Annotated in this window: 9 protein-coding genes; 5 read left to right on the top strand and 4 right to left on the bottom strand. The window is 56.5% G+C overall.

Annotated features, from left to right (window positions below):
• Positions 1 to 11: 11 nt before the first annotated feature.
• A complete protein-coding gene (locus tag N5W20_RS05740; RefSeq protein WP_319806215.1) occupies positions 12 to 1,058 on the top strand; it encodes a CgeB family protein in 1,047 nt (348 codons plus the stop codon).
• A gap of 89 nt (positions 1,059 to 1,147) precedes the next feature.
• On the opposite strand, the gene N5W20_RS05735 is transcribed toward N5W20_RS05740, so the two are convergent.
• From N5W20_RS05735 to carA, 4 genes are all read right to left on the bottom strand, one after another.
• Positions 1,148 to 2,347: a threonine ammonia-lyase gene (locus N5W20_RS05735; RefSeq protein ID WP_319806214.1), complete on the bottom strand. Its 1,200-nt coding sequence runs from the start codon at positions 2,345 to 2,347 to the stop codon at positions 1,148 to 1,150.
• Between the two features lie 32 nt (positions 2,348 to 2,379).
• The gene (gene greA / locus N5W20_RS05730; protein WP_319806213.1) at positions 2,380 to 2,853 is read right to left on the bottom strand and encodes a transcription elongation factor GreA; all 474 of its coding nucleotides are present in this window, start codon (positions 2,851 to 2,853) and stop codon (positions 2,380 to 2,382) included.
• A gap of 191 nt (positions 2,854 to 3,044) precedes the next feature.
• A complete protein-coding gene (carB, locus tag N5W20_RS05725; protein WP_319806212.1) occupies positions 3,045 to 6,299 on the bottom strand; it encodes a carbamoyl-phosphate synthase large subunit in 3,255 nt (1,084 codons plus the stop codon).
• A 2-nt stretch (positions 6,300 to 6,301) separates the two neighbouring features.
• Positions 6,302 to 7,645 (bottom strand): glutamine-hydrolyzing carbamoyl-phosphate synthase small subunit, encoded by a 1,344-nt coding sequence (gene carA / locus N5W20_RS05720; RefSeq protein ID WP_319806211.1) that lies wholly within the window; start codon positions 7,643 to 7,645, stop codon positions 6,302 to 6,304.
• 183 nt (positions 7,646 to 7,828) lie between these two features.
• Between carA and N5W20_RS05715 the strand changes: the two genes are divergently transcribed.
• The 4 genes from N5W20_RS05715 to N5W20_RS05700 all read left to right on the top strand — a co-directional run bounded on the left by N5W20_RS05715 (position 7,829) and on the right by N5W20_RS05700 (position 20,500).
• Positions 7,829 to 8,281, top strand: a complete 453-nt coding sequence (locus N5W20_RS05715; protein WP_319806210.1) for a GatB/YqeY domain-containing protein — start codon at positions 7,829 to 7,831, stop codon at positions 8,279 to 8,281.
• Between the two features lie 111 nt (positions 8,282 to 8,392).
• On the top strand, positions 8,393 to 10,234 hold the full coding sequence (gene dnaG, locus N5W20_RS05710; protein WP_319806209.1) for a DNA primase: 1,842 nt from the start codon (positions 8,393 to 8,395) through the stop codon (positions 10,232 to 10,234).
• Between the two features lie 270 nt (positions 10,235 to 10,504).
• The gene (rpoD, locus tag N5W20_RS05705) at positions 10,505 to 12,472 is read left to right on the top strand and encodes an RNA polymerase sigma factor RpoD (protein WP_319806208.1); all 1,968 of its coding nucleotides are present in this window, start codon (positions 10,505 to 10,507) and stop codon (positions 12,470 to 12,472) included.
• Positions 12,473 to 13,327: 855 nt separating this feature from the next.
• A complete protein-coding gene (locus N5W20_RS05700) occupies positions 13,328 to 20,500 on the top strand; it encodes a Hint domain-containing protein (RefSeq protein WP_319806207.1) in 7,173 nt (2,390 codons plus the stop codon).
• Positions 20,501 to 20,564 lie beyond the last annotated feature (64 nt).

Genomic DNA, 20,564 nt, shown 5'->3' with positions numbered 1-20,564 from the left:
TAGGCAGGTTGATGGCTGTAAAGACGAACGCGAAGCCCAAAGCGCGAAAGAGCAAGGAAGTGGAGAGAAGCCTCAATGAGGGCGTTGCCGTGCAGCACCGTGTACTGGTCTGTAGCGGCGGGCGCTTTGAATCCCAGGCCAATGCACAGGTCCGTGAATCTGTCATGGATGGCTGGGCTGAATGTCTGGGTGAGGAAAATGTGGCTTCCGTGCATATTAGCGGCGCCGCGGCCTCTATCCAATATCTGAAACCGACAATCGTTTTTGCCATCGGGTCTTACCTGCCGGAGAGCACCTATTTCGGTGAGGTCTGTCGTGAAGCCCGTAAAATCGGGGCGGTGACCGTTTTCTGGGCAACAGAGGATCCCTATGAGCAGGATGCGCATTATCGGATCTCAAATGACTTTGACGTCGTATTCTCCTGCGACCATTGGGGCCATAATTTTTATCAGCGTGAGCGGGTTTATCACCTGCCGCTCGCGGCCAGCCGTAAATTGCATTATGTCCCGTTGACGGCAGAGGGTGATCGCCCGATTGACGTGCTTTTCTGCGGTGTCGCTTTTACGAGCCGTAAAGATGTTGTGGCGTCCCTCATGCCGGTCCTCTCTCAGCTAAATATCAAGATCATCGGGCCGGGCTGGGGCGAATTCGGCACAGGTTTCTCGGATGCGCGCATTGAGAAAGACCAGTTGATTGAGCTTTATCGGCGCTCCAAAATGGTTCTCAATCTCGGGCGCTCTCTGCATTTCGAGAATAATCGCTACGTCATCACGCCCTCAACACCGGGCCCCCGCACTTTCGAAGCCGCGGCTGCCGGTGCGTTTCAGGTGTTTCATGAGGACACTTATGAAATGCGCCGCTATTTCACGACGGAGGAAATTCCGCCTTTCTCAAATCTGGTCGATTTTGAACGCGTCGTTGAGAAGTATATCAAAGATGATGCGGCCCGGTATCGCGCCTCACGCCTCGCGCAGGAGCGCACCCTGGCTGAGCATACTTATGGCAATCGCATTCGCTCAGTGATTGAGAAGCTTCAGTCGGAGGGTTTGCTCGCCTGAGACCCTTCAGTGGCGTCACGAAGCAGCGGAAAGGCTTGCAGGTTGACGCCACGTCACGGGGCCTCTCGCCGCGCGTGGCGCCTCTCTGTCTAACGACGCATGAGCTTATATTCCTGCGACAGGGAATGCTGAATGATCTCGGCATGGGCACCATCTCGCGCCTCAATCATCACCTCCAATTCAGCCGACTGGACGGAGGGCTCCGCAAAGAGCCGCTGATGGGAGACCTCAATGATATTGCCGCCCGCTTCGCTGATGCGACGTGCGATATCGGCCAGCAGGCCGGGACGGTCAGGGATCTGCATACTGAGGAAAAGAATCCGTCCATCGCGGCGTAAAGCCCGAAGGAGCGCATTGGCAAAAACACGCGTGCTGATATTGCCGCCCGTCACCGGCAGCCCGACGCGTTTCCCCTCAAAGATTTCCGCATATTTCACGACGGCCGCCAGTGCGGCGGCGCCCGCCCCCTCCGAAACAACACGCGCCTGCTCGGCAAGAGTCGCCACGGCGGCTTCAACCTCCAGTTCCGAAACGATCAGCACACGGTCAAGAAGGGGCTGCACCGTTTCCAGACATCGCGCACCGAGCTTCAGGACGGCCATGCCTTCAGCAATCGTTGAGCCGCCAAGCGCAGGACTTTCCGCGGGGAAGCGGGCGAGAGAAGCATAGCTCTCCACCTGCACGCCGATGATACGCGTCTGCGGACTCAGAGATTGCGCGACAATGGCGGAACCACTCAGCAGCCCGCCTCCGCCAATCGGCAGGACAATGTAATCGAGGGGCGGGGCGTCCTCCAGCAATTCAATGGCAAAAGTCCCCTGACCTGCCATGACAGCGAGGTCATTAAAGGGATGGACGAGCACACGTCCTTCCCGCTCAAGGATCTTTTCGGCAATCAGGGAGGCTTCAGCGAAATCCTCACCTTCCGCGACGATCTGCGCTCCCCATTTCCGGGTGCGCTCAATTTTTGCCGAGGGTGTGTGACGGGGCATGACAATGGTGGCGTCAATGCCGAGAAGATGCGCATGGCGGGCAACACCCTGAGCATGATTGCCCGCTGAAACGGCAATAACCCCCCGCGCACGCTCATCTTCCGTCAGAAGCGCCAGTTTATTGGCGGCGCCGCGCTCCTTGAAAGATGAGATGGCCTGCAGATTTTCAAGCTTCAGCCAGATTTCCGTGCCGAGCCGCTTTGAAAGTGCCTCACAGGGTACAGTCGGCGAGCGCAGAATACGACGCTGGATGCGCTCATGGGCCGCGCGAACGTCATCAAACGTCAGATTCGTCATGTAACTTTCTCAGGTCCGGCAAGCGGATCGTCTTATTTATAGGTGACGGAAAGAACCTCATAAGTGCGGTCACCACCCGGTGCGGGGACGCTGACGCTGTCACCGACGGATTTGCCAATCAGAGCCTTGGCAAGCGGAGAGGAAATTGAAATGCGCGCCTGCTTGATATCCGCCTCATGCGCGCCGACGATCTGATAGAGGCTTTCTTTTTCGGTCTCTTCATCGACAAGCTGGACATGCGCACCGAATTTCACGGTGTCGCCGGAGAGGGAGGCCGGGTCAATAACCTCCGCGGAGGAAATGAGGTCCTCAAGTTCCAGGATACGGCCTTCGATGAAAGATTGACGTTCCCGTGCAGCGTGATATTCCGCGTTTTCGGAAAGGTCACCATGCGAGCGTGCTTCAGCAATCGCACGGATGACGGCGGGTCGATCTTCACTTTTAAGGCGGCGAAGCTCATCTTCAAGACGTGTCAGCCCGCCGGCCGTCATCGGAATTTTCTGCACGTTGTTTCCCCAAGTCTTTCCTGCGCACAAGATGCCGTGCGTGCGCCTCGTCTAAAAACGCAAAGTTTAAACCCCTTTTATCACCTCTGCAATCATGCCGCCAGAGATAGGGGACGGGCGGGGATGGCCGGATGAAGCGGGCCGGGCCTTGCAGACCCAGCCCTGAACGGCGACATCCCACCAGATTTCATTCAAAATGACCGCCTGAAATAAGATTGCAGAGGCGACACCTCCAGCGCGCCATCGCGCATGGCGGAGATGGCGTAAATCGCGGCGCGCGCCCCGGCGAGCGTGGTAAAATGCGGCACGCCGCCCAGCAGGGAAGAGCGGCGAATATCAAAGCTATCCCGCACAGCCTGCGCACCGGTCACCGTGTTGATCACCATCTGGACCTCACCGGAGCGAATCGCGTCGACGCAATGGGGGCGGCCCTCCAGCACCTTATTAACGCGCCTGACGGAGATACCGGACTCCTCAAGCCGATCCGCTGTGCCGCGCGTCGCCATGATCTGGAACCCCATATCGATCAATTTGCGGCCCAAAGCCTGAATTTGAGGCTTGTGACCATCCCGGACGGAAAGAAACACGGTGCCCTCCTGCGGGAGGACAACCCCCGCCGCAAGCTGGGCTTTGGCGAAGGCGCGTTCGAAGCTGCTATCCAGCCCGATAACTTCACCGGTTGAGCGCATTTCCGGCCCGAGGATCGTGTCCGTATCGGCAAAACGATGGAAGGGGAACACAGCCTCTTTAACCGCCACATGCGGTGCGATGGCGTCACCATCCAGCTTAAATTCGGAAAGCTTTCGGCCTGCCATGACCAGCGCACCGATTTTCGCAATCGGCACACCTGTCGCTTTAGCGACAAAGGGGGCCGTCCGGGAGGCGCGGGGATTCACCTCCAGAACAAAGACCTCATTATCCTTGATGGCATATTGCACATTCATCAGACCGACGATGCCCAGCTCACGGGCCATGGCTTCCGTCTGGCTGCGCAATTCCGTCACGATGGAGGGGGGCAGGGTATAAGGGGGGATTGAACAGGCTGAGTCACCTGAGTGGATCCCTGCTTCCTCAATATGTTCCATCACCCCAGCAACATAGACGTCATGACCGTCCGAGATGCAGTCCACATCCGCCTCAATCGCGTCATTGAGGTAATGATCCAGCAGGATGGGCCCGGACGAAACTTCACGGCCCGCAAGCATCAAGGTGCTGAGGAGGTAACGTTGCAGGCCATTCGGATCATGCACGATTTCCATGGCGCGCCCGCCCAAAACATAGGAGGGCCGCACAACAACGGGATAACCGACCTTCTCAGCAATAGCTTCAGCCTCGCCCGGGTTGCGGGCAATGCCGTTCTCCGGCTGGCGCAGGCCCAGTTTGCGCAGAAGCGCCTGAAAGCGCTCACGATCTTCCGCGCGGTCAATAGCATCGGCCGGGGTGCCGAGGAGGGGAATGCCCGCTTTCTCCAACGCGGCGGAGAGTTTAAGCGGAGTCTGACCACCATACTGCACGATACAGCCCAGAACCTCGCCCTTTTCCTGCTCACGGCGGATCAGGGCGATGACGTCCTCATCGGTCAGGGGCTCAAAATAAAGGCGATCTGACGTGTCATAATCGGTGGAAACCGTCTCCGGGTTACAATTGACCATGATGGTCTCGAACCCGGCCTCACGCAAAGCATAGGCCGCATGGACACAGCAATAATCAAATTCAATGCCTTGGCCGATCCGGTTTGGCCCGCCGCCCAATATGACGATTTTCCGGCTTTCGGTCGGCGCGCTTTCACAGATTGGCGTGCCGAACCCGCCCTCATAACTGCTGTAAAGATAGGGGGTGGAGGAGGCGAACTCCCCCGCGCATGTGTCGATACGGCGATAAGCGGGTTGCACACCCAGCCGCGCCCGAAGATCGGCAATGGCCTGGGGCGTCATATCGCTGAGCTGCGCAAGCTGCCGATCCGAAAAACCCATCGCTTTGATTTGACGCAGGGCAAGGGGGGAACGGGGCAGGCCATTCTCACGAATATGCTGCTCGGCCTCGATAATGGTCTGCAATTGCTCCAGAAACCACGGCTCAAACCGGCAGGCATGATGGATGTCGCTGATGGACAGGCCCGCACGCAAAGCCTGCGCGGCCATAAGGATGCGTTCCGGACGCGGCTCGGAAAGGGCCGCGCGGTAGGCATCGTGGGAGCCATCACCGGGCGGCTCAATCGGGTCAAGACCGGTCAGCCCGGTTTCCATCGACCGCAGACCTTTCTGCAGAGCCTCGGTAAAGCAGCGCCCAACCGACATGGCCTCCCCCACCGACTTCATGGAGGTGGAAAGCAGAGCCGGGGCGCCGGGAAATTTCTCAAAAGTGAAACGCGGGATTTTAACAACTACGTAATCAATCGTCGGCTCAAAACTCGCCGGGGTCGTGCCGGTAATGTCATTGCGCAATTCATCAAGCGTATAACCGATCGCGAGCTTGGCGGCGATTTTCGCAATCGGGAAACCTGTCGCTTTAGAGGCAAGAGCGGAGGAGCGCGAGACGCGTGGATTCATCTCAATGACAACCATGCGTCCATCCACCGGGTTGACGCCGAATTGCACGTTGGACCCGCCCGTTTCCACGCCGATCTTGCGCAGACAGGCGATTGAGGCATCCCGCATACGCTGGAATTCCTTATCCGTCAGCGTCAAAGCGGGGGCGACAGTGATGGAGTCACCTGTATGGACGCCCATCGGGTCGATATTCTCAATGGAACAGACGATGATGCAGTTATCCGCTTTATCGCGGACCACCTCCATCTCAAATTCCTTCCAGCCAAGGACAGATTCTTCAATCAGGACTTCCGTCGTGGGGGAGGCATCCAGCCCGCCCGTCACGATATGGTCAAATTCCTCACGATTATAGGCAATCCCGCCGCCTGCGCCGCCCATAGTGAAAGAGGGGCGGATGATGGCGGGCAGGCCGACAATATCCAGCGCCGTGCGTGCTTCCTCCAGCGTGTGCGCGATGGCGCTGCGCGGGCTTTCCACGCCGATTTCATTCATGGCCTCACGGAACTTCTGGCGGTCTTCCGCGCGGTCAATGACATCCGCATCCGCGCCGATCAAAGCGACGCCGTGTTTCTTCAGAAAACCCGACCGGTCGAGGGCCATGGCGACATTCAGCGCCGTTTGCCCACCCATGGTTGGCAGAAGCGCGTCGGGTTTTTCCTTCAGGATGATGCGCTCGACAAATTCCGGCGTGATCGGCTCCACATAGGTCGCGTCGGCGAGGCCCGGATCGGTCATGATCGTCGCCGGGTTGGAGTTGATCAGAATGACGCGATAACCCTCCTCACGCAGCGCCTTGCAGGCCTGCGTGCCGGAATAATCGAACTCACAGGCCTGCCCGATCACGATAGGGCCGGCACCGATGATGAGGATGGACGCGATATCGGTTCTTTTCGGCATATTCAGGCGGCCTTTTTATTCATCAGCGCAACAAAGCGTTCAAAGAGGTAAAAACTATCGGACGGGCCGGGGCTGGCCTCAGGGTGATATTGGACGGAGAAAGCAGGGTAGGTCCGGCTTTCAATCCCCTCATTCGAGCCGTCAAAGAGGCTCGTATGCGTCACGATGACATCTTCCGGCAGGCTCTGCTCATCAACCGCGAAACCGTGATTCTGGCTCGTGATTTCGACTTTGCCTGTTGCCAGCTCCTTGACAGGCTGGTTGGCGCCGCGATGGCCCTGCTCCAGCTTATAAGTCCGCGCACCGAGGGCCTGGGCCAGAAGCTGATGCCCCAGGCAGATCCCGAAGATCGGCACGGCTGATTTCAGGAGCGCCTTGATGACGGGCACGGCGTACGTCCCCGTTGCAGCCGGGTCCCCCGGACCATTGGAGAGAAAAATACCCTCCGGATTATACATCATGATCTCTTCAGCTGAGCTGGTCGCGGGCACAACCGTGACCTCACAGCCTGCCGAGACGAGGCAGCGCAGAATATTCAGCTTGGCACCGTAATCAATCGCAACGACCCTTTTGAGCGGGCCGGAAGGCGGCGTCCCGCCCCAGACGGGTTCCGTCCATTTATGGGCCTGCGCGCAGGTCACCGCTTTGGCGAGATCCATCCCCTCAAGCCCCGGCCAGGAACGCACTTCCGCCAGGAGAGTCTCTATGGGGAACACACCGTCCTGCGGGTAGAAGATACCGGCGGATTGGGGGCCTTTTTCACGCAGAAGATGCGTGATGAAGCGCGTATCAACCCCGGATAGCCCGGTCAGACCCTGGGCCTGCATCCATTCAGCAAGGGGGGCGGTTGCGCGCCAATTGGCCGGGCTGGTAATGTCCTGTTTGACGATGACTCCGCGCGCGGCAACGCGCCGTGCCTCATCATCCTCCGCATTTGTCCCGACATTACCAATATGCGGAAAGGTAAAGGTGACGAGTTGGCCTGCATAGGATGGGTCCGTCAAAGTCTCCTGATAGCCGGACATGCCGGTGCAGAAGCAGATTTCCCCGATGGCTGCCTGCGTCGTATGGGCACCGAAGCCCCGACCCCACAGGATCGTGCCATCGGCGAGGAGAAGCACAGCCGTCGCGCCATGGGGGCGGCCTGTATCATCGCAGGACGCTGCGGGCCCGGTATCAGTGAGGTCTTCCATGGAAATGCCGGGAAGTTGTAAAAGCGCAGGCCAATGCTTGGCCGGAATGGCGCGGGATTGACGCCATTTGCGCACAGCCTCCGGCCCGACATTTGTCAGCTCAGCCAATTGATCTGCCCCGCCAAGTTTTTTAATCAGGAGGTCGACATCCATGGCGCATTCCCTTTTTACATCTACATCTGCACCGACTTATATAATTGGGTAAAATGTGTTTGGGAAGTTTTTTCCCACTCGGTGTCGGCTGCGAAAGAGGTGGGAAATTTATTCCCTCGACGATGCTTCTGGGATAAGCCTTCATTGGATTTCATGGAAAACGGCATGATGGGAGGCCGAAATATGTCGCTAAGAGACCGGATTAACGAGGACCTCAAAACCGCCATGAAGGCGCGGGATATGACGCGGGTTGCGCAGCTTCGCGCCATCACCAGCAGGTTCAAGGATCTCGATATTGAATTACGGGCGAAAGATGCAGCATTGGATGAGGGGACGATGCTGTCGGCGCTGCGTTCCATGATTAAATCCCGGCGTGAATCCGCCGCGCTTTATCGTCAAGGTGACCGGCCCGAACTGGCCGAGAAGGAAGAGGCTGAAATTGCGACGATCGAGCATTACCTGCCGCCGCCGCTGAGTGATGCGGATCTGGAGATCATCGTGCAGAAAGCGCTGTCCGAGACGGGCGCGCATTCGGTCAAAGACCTTAAAAACGTCATGAGCTGGTTGCGGGCGCAACACGGTGCGCAACTCGATATGGGGAAAATGAGCGTATTGGTAAAGGCGAAGCTGGGGTGAGCGCGTTACGCCTTCAGGCAAATCGAGTCAGTGTGATGCCGCGTTACCATGCAGGAGGGTATGCACGGCGTGACGTTGCGGGGGAAAATTCATGTCAGGCTCTGAGGCATAATGGCGCTCGTTTTTGAGCCTAAATTTCTTGATGACATCAGGGACGCCATCCCTTTGCGCAGCGTCATCGGGCGCCGCACGAAACTGGAGCGCTCCGGCAATCAATGGAAGGCGTGCTGCCCTTTCCATGGGGAAAAGACGCCCTCCTTCCATATTTATGATGATCACTTCCATTGCTATGGCTGCGGTGTGCATGGCGATATCTTCAGTTTCGTCATGCAGAGTGAGGGGCTTTCCTTCCCCGAAGCGGTTGCGGCCCTGGCGGCGGAGGCCGGGCTCGACATGCCGAAACCGGATGCGGGTGCGGTTGAAAGGTCAGAGGAGTCCACCCGCTTACGGGATATTCTGTCCGAGGCCGCACAATTTTACCGGAAGGCCTTGACCGGCAACGCGGCCCGTCATGCGCGTGCCTACTTGCGGGAGCGCGGTTTGACGCAGGCCACGATTGATCATTTCGGGTTGGGCTGGGCGGATGCGGATCATGGCGCGCTCGTCAGTCATCTCAAAAAATCGGGCCATAATGAGAGGGATATTTTCAAAGCCGGGCTTTTAAGAACCGAGAAGGGGGGGGCGGCATTTTTTTCCCGCATCATTTTCCCGATTCATGACCGGCGCGGCGCGGTGATCTCATTTGGCGGTCGCGCGATGGGGCAGGCGCAGCCGAAATATGTGAATGGGACGGAAACGCCACTTTTCTCTAAAAAACGCACTTTATATAATCTTCATAATGCGCGTCAGGCGGTCCTGAAGGACAAGAAGGACCTTCTGGTCGTCGAAGGTTATATGGATGTGATCGCCCTGTCCCAGGCTGGTTTCACGGCGGGCGTCGCGCCGCTGGGCACCGCCGTGACCGCCGAGCAGATCGATCTGATGTGGCGGGAATCATCATCGCCCATCATCTGCCTGGATGGCGATGCGGCGGGCAGCCGGGCCTCCCTGCGTGTTGCTGAACTCGCCCTTCCGATGCTGCGCGCCGACAGGACGCTGCGTTTTTGCCGATTGCCGCAGGGGGAGGATCCTGACAGCCTGATCAAAAATCACGGGCCGAATGCGATGAAGGACGTGCTCGCCCGGTCTCACTCCCTGCATGATGAGATTTTCATGTTATTGCGGCAAGGATGTGACGGCCGGGTGCCGGAGCAACGGGCCGCTTTGCGGCAGCGCCTTGATGCCGCGGCGGAGAAGATTTCCGACAAGACGCTGGGTTACGAATATCGCCGGTCATGGCGCGATAAGGTTTTCGAGAGTTTCCGATCCGCGCCGTCCCCGGGGCGCGCCCGGACAAAAAACCTCGCTTCCAGGACCATTGATCTGCCGGTTAATTCCGTGGTGCAGCAAGGGAATGCGGCGCGCCTCGATATTTTGACGGAAATCCTCCTCCGACACCCCGCTTTGCTGGACGATGTCGAGCAAGCCTATAGCACTCTGGATTTGCCGCCTGACCTTGCCCTGCTGAGGGAGGGGCTCCTCGAATTTCATGCAGAGCGGCGTCATTTATCGGGAGAAACATCGACCTCCCCGATTGCTTGGTTTGAGTCTGAGGGTGAAGCGCAAGAGGCCATGGCCCGATGTGCTCAGTTTGGCCGTGCTTTATTAGACAAATATGATGCCCGCGCCCGTTCACGCCGGGATAATGATGACTCCCTGCTTGTCATCAACGCACCGGAGCGCTGGTGGCATTTTTACGGCCTGGTCAATTTTCCCGCTTTCAGTCAGGAGGTGCGGAAGGACGTCGCGGCGGCCTTGAGCGACGCCACTCTGAAAACTTTTCCCGACGCCCTGAAGGCCCGGCTTACCGTGCTTGAACGGCTGAAGGCGGGGGAACCACCGGACGACATCTGACGAGGAATGTCAAACCAACTCTCTTTGATCATCAAAGAGGTTCCGCGATGCATAATTTAAACTTATAATGCGGAACATTCCTCGTAGCCCTTGACTTCAAGGCTCGGATAGCCCACCTGCACGCTGCCAAGGTTGCGGGTGAATCGCATATCACGGAGAAAACTCTGAACCTGCCGCACGTGCCGCGTTGCGCTGTGCGGTGGGCGTAGTGCTTTCCGAGGGTTTGGGGACCGCATATTTGATGGCGAAGGCGGGATATGGGAGTATCGAATGGCGACGAAAACAGCCAGCACGGCCGAGAGAGTTCAGGATCAGGACAACGATAATAACGTTCTTGATACTCTGCCTGCGTCTGTCAAGAGGCTGATCGCCAAAGGGCGCGAGCGTGGACACATCACGTTTGATGAACTCAATACCGTCCTCCCGCAAGAGCAGATGTCGTCCGAGCAGATTGAGGACGTCATGGCCAACCTGTCGGAAATGGGCATTCAGGTCGTCGATAATGAAGAAAGCGACGATTCCGAGGAAGCCGAAACCCAGGTTGAAGAGCAGGACGAGTCTGAGGAAGCTGAAGAAGCGCAGACAGGTAATGTCAGTGAAAGTGCGGGTCGCACGGATGACCCGGTGCGAATGTACCTGCGTGAAATGGGGGCGGTGGAGCTTCTCTCCCGCGAGGGGGAGATCGCCATTGCCAAACGCATTGAGGCGGGTCGGGATGAAATGATTGGCGGGCTGTGTGAAAGCCCCCTGACGTTCCGCGCCATCATCTCGTGGCATGAGCGCCTCAAAGCAGGTGAGATGCTTTTGCGTGAAATTGTCGATCTGGAAGCAAGCCAGACAGATGATGGACCGACGGAGGAAGCTGGCGCGGACGATAAAGAAAGCACCAGTGACGATGAGGATGACGCGGAAGAGTCCCTCGATGAAAATGGTGGCGGTGAGGAAACCGGCGAGGGTGATGGCGCTGGCCTGTCCCTTTCCGCCCTTGAGGAAAAACTGAAGCCGGAAATCCTGGCGACATTTGAGGCGATTGAGCCGCTATACCATCATTTGCGCAGCCTTCAGGTTGACCGCATTGAGAATATGACCCGTGGCGAGGCCATATCCACGAAGCAGGAAAAAGAATATGAGGATGTCCGCCACAGGCTCGTTTCAATGGTTGAGCAGGTCAGACTCCATAATAATGGTATCGAGGAACTGGTCACGCATCTGAAGTCGCAATTCCAGCGCCTCAACAGTCTGGAAGGGCAGATGCTGCGCCTCGCGGAAAGCTGCCGCGTGACGCGGGATGATTTCCTTGCCAAATATCGCGGACGCGAGCTTGATCCGAACTGGCTTGACACTGTCTCCGCCCTTTCCTCCAAAGCCTGGAAGAACCTGACCACCCGTCACTATGCCCGGATTGCCGAGCTGCGTGCGCAGGTGGCGGAGCTGTCGCATCATACCGGCCTGCCTGTCAGTGAGTTCCGCCGGGTTTATGCCGTGGTCTCACGTGGGGAGCGCGATACGACACGGGCCAAGAAGGAGATGATTGAGGCCAACCTGCGTCTCGTCATTTCGATTGCGAAGAAATACACCAATCGCGGGCTGCAATTCCTGGATCTTATTCAGGAGGGCAATATCGGCCTGATGAAGGCCGTCGATAAATTTGAATATCGCCGCGGCTATAAATTTTCCACCTACGCGACCTGGTGGATCCGTCAGGCCATTACGCGTTCGATCGCGGACCAGGCGCGGACGATCCGTATCCCGGTCCATATGATTGAGACGATTAACAAGCTTGTCCGCACATCACGCCAGATGCTGCATGAAATCGGGCGTGAGCCGGCCCCGGAGGAACTTGCTGAAAAACTGGGTATGCCGCTTGAGAAGGTGCGGAAAGTCCTCAAAATTGCGAAAGAGCCGATTTCACTCGAAACGCCGATTGGTGATGAAGAGGACAGCCATCTCGGTGATTTCATCGAGGATAAGACAGCGGTCATACCTTTGGACGCAGCCATCCAGACCAACTTGCGCGAGGCGACCACGCGCGTGCTCGCGTCATTGACGCCGCGTGAGGAGCGTGTCCTGCGTATGCGCTTCGGCATCGGGATGAATACCGACCACACGCTTGAGGAAGTGGGCCAGCAATTTAACGTGACACGTGAGCGTATCCGTCAGATTGAGGCCAAAGCGCTGCGGAAATTGAAACATCCCAGCCGCAGCCGGAAGTTAAGGTCCTTCCTCGAAGATAACTGACCGCATGATCTGCCAGAAAGCGCGACTTCCCGTTCATGGGAGTCGCGCTTTTTTTTGCCTTTTTTGAACCTGGGAGCCGTGCTGTCGCGCACTGCTCAAGTCGCCGTAATGGGCGGCAGGGCATGAGCGCCCCAAATGTGATCAGACTCGTAGAACATCGAACGCCGGTTTCGCCTACATCCCGGGCCGTTGAACCCTTCATGGTGCGTTGAAAACCCTCAAATTTAATGAAACTTTAAAAGGTTTAACGGCTTCAAGCTTTGTTAACGATGTGCCGCTGCGCGCAGGGCCTCGTCAGCCAGCGACGCCGCGTTTCCGGTGAAAATTATGATCACGCGTCGCCGTTACGAAGGCCCCGTCCTGCGCGGAGGCAAACATTGTTCGGACAGGTTCTGATGAAATGAAGATCAGGCATCACCGGGTGATCTCAACAGCCGCAGCCAAAGCTGGACTGTCAGGCGCACCTGCTGCGCCACCTGCCGTCAGAATGCGATCACCATGGCTGCGGCGGGTGACACTGTCAGTTCATCTGGCAAGGAGCGTTTTCCTGCGTGGAGAGGCGAAAGTCATCCCAAGTAAAACGAGAGAAGATAAAACAGAGTTCAATAAGAAAAATGTTAATGACCTCGCATATAGGAGATCATGAATTGCGGGTTTATTGGCAGATCAAGCGTGTAAACCTTATTTTAAATAATTTGTCTCTCACTTTGACTTAACGGGATAGTAGAATAACGCAGAATATCGGTGATGCGGCGCTAATGTGGAGCGGGCGATTGCGGCACAGTCGCTTCGTTCCCGCTATTTCAGATGACAGTAAAGTTGCTCTGAAAATCTACATCCACAAAAGGCGGCGCTTTGGTTCTGAAGGATCTTGAAGTGGCGCAGAAAGATACAGGGAAGTCCAAAAAGACGGTTGAAAAGCGCGATCAGAACGCGTCAGCGCTCCCGCCTGGCCGCACGCCGGATAAGACTGCCTCTGACAGCGCGCTTTCTTCAACGGACCGATCCGAGGATGGCGGCGCATCAATGCCGCAAAATACCCCGAGCACAGCGCCGATCAACGTGGCCGCGTCATCAGGAGATGAGACAACACGCGCCGATGATAAATTCGTGGAAGATCACGATTCAAAGCCGGACCACGTCAAGGAAGTCGATGATGCGCTGATGGCGTCGCGTCGGGTCAGTGCGGTTAACCTGTCTCCGGCGGTGCCTGATGCCAATGCGCTTCCCGCTGGTAAAATAATGTGGGACGGCGTTGCCGGGTGGTATTTTAACACGGGTGTGCTGAAGGTTGGTCTTAGTGGCAATGTCGATCAGACCTGCCTCGATTCCAAGGAAGGCATCAACAAGAAAACCTGGACGATCTTCGGATTTACATTTTCGGCGAAAGCGCAGGCTTGGAAGTGGATCAACAAGGCGCTGGGCACGTCTGTCCCGAGCGACACCAACTTAACTTTCATGCCCGCCATCGTTGACACCAAAGCTGAGTTCAAAAGCGACACTTTACTATCCGTGCCGGTTCTGATCGCGAACGAGGCTGGCACGGATGATCCTGAAGTCGATATTCTCACCGGCGATAAAGGCACGGTTGAACTGAGCGGCCAGATCATTTTCGGAAGCGGCTTCCTCAACGTCTATATCACGTCCGGCACGCTGACGATTGACCGTGCCTTTGTCATCACGGGCGATTTCTACATTCAGCCAAAAGGTTCCTACAGCTTCAAAGGGCAGGAACCTGACACGACGGCTTCAGCCGCGGGACGCAGCGTCAAGGAAGCTGACGTCCATTACGACAATGGCAATGCGGACGGGCATAAGCTGTGGGCGCAGGTGCTGAATGGGTCCACCGTTTATCTCGAGGGCGGTTCAGCCACCACGAGCGATACGGGCGTCATCGTGCTTAATGCCAATGCGCGTCTCAAGATCGACGTTGAGAGCGTCATGTCCGGCAATTACGTTATTGGTTGGGATAATAACACGGTTGAGGCCAATGCCAGGTTCGTCCTGACAAGCGGCGCCAGGGTCGTGGCCTCCACAAATGTTGACCTCGGAAAATTCGGCTTCTCGGGCGATGGAAATCTGGTCATCACCGGCGATTTCTGGAATGGCTCATCATGGCAGACATCTGCCGTCGATTTCTCAGACGGCGCCACCATTGGCAATCTGACGATTGGTTATAATCCCTTTTTTGACCAGGGTATCGGCAGCGCGCAGACGGTTTTGGGTGATGCTTCTCTCAAAAACCTTCATGCACGTTACGGTGCCACGGCGGCGCTTTCCGGGACCATCAAGCTCAGTGGTAACTTTTTTATTGGTGGCGGCGACGATTCAACCGGTGAGGTTGATCTGGCAAAAGACGCGACGCTCGCAAGGCCCGATGGAAATGAAAAAGGTAGCGTTGAAATCGTCAATAGTCTCGGCGTTCTGAAGCTTGAAGACTCGGCCAAGATGAACGTCCCGCTTAAAATGGATGACGGGACGGTTACATGTGGCGACAGCGATTATTTCAGCGACGTGAACATGCTCGGGGGGCACTTCACCTGCGGTAAAAATGACAGTTTCGGCTCCCTGACCATCTCCGGCGGCACATTTGACGGAACCCCGAGCGCCGCCGAAGACAATATCCTCACCGTGGACAAACTCACTTTGACGGGTGGGCTGCTCAATGCCGCATACGCGTATTTCAAGGGTGAAACCGCCGTCAGTGGCGGGACATTATCGGCGACATCCATGAAATGCGACAGCGCGCTGAATGTGTCGGGCAGTGGTGCCGTCAAGCTTTCAGGTGGCACGCTGGCTGACGTCACCATTAACAGCAGCGGCAACAGCACCATTGGAGCCAGCTTCACCTCGCTGCAACTTGCTTCCGGTAACACCGGCACAACAACCCTTACCGGGGCAGACCTCCCAGGCCTCACCGTCGCGGGCGGGACGCTGAAATTCTCGGCGCAGAATGTCGCCGTTACATCTCTGTCGATTTCAGGCGGTCATGTGACCAGTGACCATAATGTAACCGTTAATAATCTCGCCGTTACAAACGGGGATGTTAAATGCGCCATCCTGAAAGTCGGACAAAGCTTCAGCGTCAGCGGTGGCATCGTCACGGCTGATGAAATCGAATACACGGCGGACACGCTGGCGATTACGGGTTCCGGCGCGATTAATCTGTCGAACGGCGTTCTTAAAACGGTGACGGTCAACAGCTCCGCCGACAGCACGCTCGGCGCAAATATCACCAGCCTTACCCTGCAAACCGGAGATGAGGGCACAGTCACGCTGACTGGCGGAACGATCGAAACGGTGACCCAGCAGGATGGCATTCTGGATGTGACCAGAACGGTCACGGTCAAGACGCTTGATATCTCCGGCGGCACAACGTCGATTTCCGGCACGCTTGTCCTGAGCGATTCCACCGTGACGATCGGCAAGGACGCAAACGTCACGTTGGATGGCGGCACGCTGACCTTCAATCACGCCGGCACATATGACATGAATGGCGCGTTCAACGTGTCCAAGAACGGGGGCAGGATTGATCTGGGCGGGTCACTTGCCGAGCTCAACATCAAGAAGGGCTTCGATGTCAAAGGCGCACTTGATATTGAGGGCAGCGGTGTCGTCAGCTTATATGGCAATGTCACTGGGTCCGATGATGCGGATGTCATCAACGTCCATGCCGGCACGACTTTGATGATCATGAAGGATGCGGTCATCAAGCCGAAGATCCTTATGGAAGCTGGCAGCCGCATCTCGTTTGAAGACACGGCCAGCGCATCGGCGACAATCGTCTGTAGTGACGATGCGGCGCAAAAGGGCGGTGTCCTTCACTTTGCAGATGGTGGTACGACGGGTCTGGTCGAACACATCAATGTCACAATCGAAAATTTCAAGGATGGTGTGCAACTGGATTTTGATGCGCTGCACGAAAATGGCGCGACCTTCGAGAAAGCATATTATCTCGACGGCAAAATCCACGTTTTCTATAAAGAGACGAATCAGACGACGAGCAAAGTCGAGGAGCACGAGATTATCCTCGAACATGTCTTGGGGAAAAATCTGTACAATAATGAAGCTTTGAATGCGAGCGTGCTTCCCGACGGGACAATGACGTGGGATGATGCGCGTAAATGGTATTTCGGTCTGGACTCTCTCAAGATCAAACTGAGTGGTCGCATCGATCAAAAATGCCTTGACTCCGAGCATAAAGGAGATAGTGGCGGCGTCAATAAAATGTATTGGAGCACGTTTGGCTGGCATGCCTACGCAAGGGAGCAGGCGTGGAACCAGGTCAATGACGTCCTTGGTACATCTTACAGTAGAGCGACCAACTTCGATTTCCTGCCCATCGTCAAGCATATTGAAGTCAGTTACTTCAATCAGATGAGCACGGATATGACCGTGCCTATCCTGGTCGCGTCGGGAAATACATCAAACAACCCGATCATTAAAATCGACGTCTCTGATAAATATTCAGTCACGCTGAGCGGGCAGATTATCTACGGCGCGGGCTTTCTTAACGTGCAGATCACGTCGGGCACGCTTTCCATCAGTCATGCTTTCTGCGTGAAGGGTGACTTTTACATTTATAAGAGTGGTATCTATCATTTCTCCGGCGGCAAGCCCGATACGTCAGCTTCGGCTGCCGGGCGCTCTGTCAAAGAATCAGACGTCCAATATTTCAATGATAATTCAGGCGGAAATAAACTCTGGGCGCAGATTCTCAACGGTTCAACCGTTTATATGGAGGGGGGACGCGCTGAGACGGGTGAATCCGGCGTTATTGTTCTTAATTCGCAGGCCCGTTTAAAGATCGAGGCTGAGAGCACGCTCTCCGGTAATTATGTGATCGGCTGGGATTACAATACGGTCGAAGTCTCGGCGAAATTCATATTGGACAGCGATGCGAAAATCGTGGCCTCCGCGGCGATTGATCTGGGCAAATATGGTTATTCCGGTGATGGACATGTTGCCGTCTCCGGCAATTACTGGGATGGCAGCTCAAATAGCTGGAAAACCTCTTCAATTTCATTTTCTGATGGGGCATCAATCGGGAATCTGACCGTCGGGTACAACCCATATTATGATCAGGGTCTCGGCAGTTCTAAAACCGCCTTTGGAAACACCACCCGCACGAATGACCAGCCGCGTTTCGGCGGCCTTGGCACCCTCGCAGGTTCGATTACGCTGACGGGTGTCATTTCCATCGGTGGGGGCGATAATGTCTCCGGTGAAGTTGATCTGTCGCAGAATGCCAGGATCTCCAGGCCGGACAATAATGATACAGGCAGTATTGATGTCGCCAATAATCTGGGGATTTTGAAACTCGCCGACTCAGTGACGCTCAGCGTCCCGCTTATCGTGGAAGACGGGAAGGTCACTTGCGGGGCCAGCGATAACATTTCATCCCTGACACTCTCCGGCGGGACTTTCACCGCAAATTCCGGCACTTCTGAAAGCAATCAGCTGACGCTGGCGACAATTTCACAGTCCGGCGGCTCGTTCGATGCTTCCTGGGTCAAAGTCACCGGCGATGCCGCTGTAAGTGGCGGAAAATTTTCTGCGTCGCACGTTGCATGTAACGGCGCCCTGAAAGTCACGGGCAGTGGTGTCGTTCAGCTTTATAACGGTAGTCTGGGTGATGTGACGATCTCCAGCTCCGGCGATAGCAGCATCAGCGCGTCTTTCACATCGCTTGAGCTTCTCAAAGATAATTCCGGCACGACGTCGCTGGGTGGAAGCGCACTTTCGACCATATCGGTCGCTGGCGGCAATCTGAAATTAACAGCGGACAATGTGACGGTGACGACTCTAACCGTCTCTGGCGGCGCAGTCATTGATGATAACAAGTCAATCAACGTCGATACGCTCAATGTTTCCGGCGGGACACTCACTTTTGACGGGCTGGTGGTGACAACCAAATTTACCGTCACGGGCGGTTCCGTCACCGTCAATACCATCAAGTACACGCATGACGTGCTGGCGATCTCCGGCTCGGGCCAGGTTGATCTGAAGAAAGGGACGCTGGGGGCTGTCACGGTCAACAGCTCCGCTGACAGCACCTTCGGCACAGATATGACGAGCCTGACCCTGTTAAAGGGTGATACGGGCACCGTTACGCTGAACGGCGGCACAATTGATAAGTTGACGCAGGCGGATGGCACGATCAGCGTCACGGATGCGGTGACCGTCAAAGCGCTTGACCTGACCGGCGGCACGACGAAAATCTCCGGCACGCTGACGTTTGATGGCACATCTCTGATCGCCACGCCGGATGCATCTTCAGATGCGTCGATCGACTTTGATGGTGGTTCGATCGTCCTGAAGCAGAATGGAAGTTTCAGTATCGGCAGCAAAATCTCGGTCTCCTCGAAAGGCGGTACGATCGATTTTGGCCAGTCGAAAGCGGAATTGGACATTAGCGGCGACATGTCCGTGAGCGGTGCGCTTGATCTCAAAGGTGACGGCGTCGTCAAACTATTCGGGACGGTGACGGGTGGCGTGACGAAGGACGTGATCAATGTCGGTGCAGGCACGACGTTGATGATCATGGATGGTGCGGATATCTCGCCCATGATCAAAGTTGCTGCGTCCGGAATTGTGAAGCTTGAAAATGGTTCCCTGTGCACCGCCACGGTTGAAATCAGTGATGAAGCCGCCAAGCTAGGCTGCACGATCGGCTTTGAAGAGGCGATCGACCCCACCCAGATGGAAACGCATATCAGGGTCGGGATCAAGAATTTCGGCGATGGGGTTAAGCTCGATGTCGAGGGCCTCAAACAGGAAGGTATGACGGTCAAGCGGGCTTATTATGAAGCGGGCAAAATCCATATACTTTATGAAACCGCCTCAAAATCCGCCAATGCCAGGTCAAGTGGGCTGCAAGAACTCATATTTGATCATGTTTCCGGGAAAAACCTTAAGGATGGGCAGGATCTCACGGTAAATCCGGACGGACATGGCGGCACGAACATTGAGACATGCTTTTTGTCTGGCACGCGGATCAAGACGCCTCAAGGCTGGCGCCCGGTTGAAGAACTGGCGCCTGGCGACCTTGTCATCACCTATGAGGACGGCGCGGAAGTGGCCGCACCCGTGCGCTGGGTGGGTGAGGGCGACGTGACGTGCCGGGCGGATCTCCCCGGTGACCTTGCGGGCTACGCTGTGCGCATCGTCAAGGATGCTTTCGGCCCGGGTGCGCCGTTTGAGGATGTTCTGGTGACGTCGGAACATTGCGTTTTTGTGGATGGCGGGCTGATCCCTGTGCGTATGCTCGTCAATGGGGGCAGCATTGCCTATGAGCGTGAGCTGCCAACATACCGTTTTCATCATTTTGAGACGGAGAAGCACGCGATTGTCAGTGCGGCGGGCCTGGCTGTGGAGACATATCTGGATACGGGCAACCGGGCGCGTTTCAGCGCGGGGCATGGCGTTGTGGGCCTGCGTCCGAAGACAGTGTCGGCGCTTGCGGCCCCGCTTTTTGTGACGCGTGAGCAGGTTGAGCCTGTATGTGCGCGCCTTGCCGGGCTTGATGTATGCCGTGAGCGGCTTGTGGCATTGCCGGCGGCGGCACGTGCGGGGGCGGGCGTGACGATGGATGCGGATTTCCACCTGCTTCTGCCCAATGGTATGGCGCTGTGGCCTGTCTCGCATCGGGAGGGGGGCTATGTTTTCAATCTGCCGAAGGATGTGGATGCGGTGTGCCTTGCCAGCCGTGCGAGCCGTCCGTGTGATGTGATTGGTCCTTATGTGGATGATCGGCGTGTGCTGGGGGTGCTGGTGGGGGCGGTGCATCTGATCGGGCCGCAGCACATCATGGAGGTCACACATCATTTCACCGATGATGCGCCGGGATGGCATGGTGTCGAGCACCCCGCCGCAAGGTGGACAGATGGGTGCGCCGTTTTGAAATTGCCCTCCTCTGAGGAGCGTGGCAACTTTGATTTTTCCCTGCAGATCAAATTATTGCAGGAAGGGCCTTATCTGACGGTCACGAAGGCTGATGTGACGCGGCCGGAGACCGCCGCGGCCTGACATCCGCCAAAGCTTTGAGAAAAATGAGCGGCCCCGCGCGGAAAGCATTGGGGCCGTTTTTTTT

The sequence above is a fragment of the Candidatus Kirkpatrickella diaphorinae genome, assembly GCF_025736875.1.
GTDB lineage: Bacteria > Pseudomonadota > Alphaproteobacteria > Acetobacterales > Acetobacteraceae > Sorlinia > Sorlinia diaphorinae.
The sequence above is the reverse complement of the archived record's forward strand: the minus strand, read 5'-3'. Positions and strand labels throughout refer to the sequence as shown.